Consider the following 1093-nt stretch of genomic DNA (forward strand, 5'->3'; position numbering starts at 1 on the left):
CGTTTCAGCAGCGTGCGAATTTTACTTTTAAACATAGAATCTCTCTCCTTTTTTGATTTTTTATGTCAACCCCTCAGCCTCGGCATTGCTTTGGGGATTATCTTTGCAAAAAGAAAAGACGTTCTGAATTTCTTCAAAACGTCTTACGTTATATTTATTCTGTTTGTTTACTTTTCGGCAGATATGCATGAATCTTCGCCTATATTATGGGGTGAAGCATAACCATCATCGCAGAACCACAAAATGTACATAGGGATATGATAGGGGTCTTTATCTTTATAATAGTCTATATCATAATCGACCCATGATGCTCCGTCGGGAATTTTATCTATGCCTATGTTGAAGCAAAAATCTGAACATTGTTTGAGAGGGGGGAGACCGAAAGCGTCGCTTGAAAATGCGTAATCGGTAAATGTTGAATAGCATTCCTTTTTCATGTTCTGAACGGCATCATAGTTCTGTTTGTTATAAGCGTTTTTTTGAGGCAGAAATCCATCGCCAGATTTTTCTATGTCAGCAAAATACCAAAGCTCAACCGAGGTTTCTCTATGTGCGTCGTCTGTTTTATCTTTGTCTGCAACGTCTTTTTTGGCTATGAATTTATGTTCATTAAAGTTGTAGCATTCATCGCTCGGACTTGCAAATGCGTATATTCTCCACAAATCGAAATTTCTTCTCGCGTTAAGTGTTTCGCCATACTTAGAAAGAATATAATTAGAAATATCATCGCTTACCAGCTCACACTGCTCGTCAGTAGGGTATCCGCAAGCCATGTGGTAGTACGCCTTATCTACATCAGTCCATACGATCTCTTTTTCTTTGGTAGTCTTGGTCTTGCTCGCGCAGCTGCCGAAGATAAGACCCGACGGAGTACGCTTGTATGCGCGCATTTTGAACGTATACTTAGTACCCTCGCTCAGACCGTCAACGCGGTAGGTGGTAGCGCTGCTGTCGAACTTTGCGATACGCTCGAAGCTGCCGTCAGACTGTTTCTGATAAACGAGATAACCATCGCAGCGCGTAGCCTGCCAGTTAAGGCGGATCGCAGTTTCAGTAGCTCCGCACGAGCTGAGCTTGACCTGTTTAGGCTTAG

Annotated in this window: 1 protein-coding gene; it reads right to left on the bottom strand. The window is 42.4% G+C overall.

The window, feature by feature from the left end; translation table 11 throughout:
- Nucleotides 1–167: 167 nt before the first annotated feature.
- Nucleotides 168–1093, bottom strand: a 926-nt coding sequence (locus LI114_RS13535; RefSeq protein ID WP_227221106.1) for a fibronectin type III domain-containing protein, incomplete at its 5' end; no start/stop codon positions are given.

It is taken from the genome of Ruminococcus sp. 210702-SL.1.03, assembly GCF_020559915.1.
Lineage (GTDB): Bacteria > Bacillota > Clostridia > Oscillospirales > Ruminococcaceae > YE71.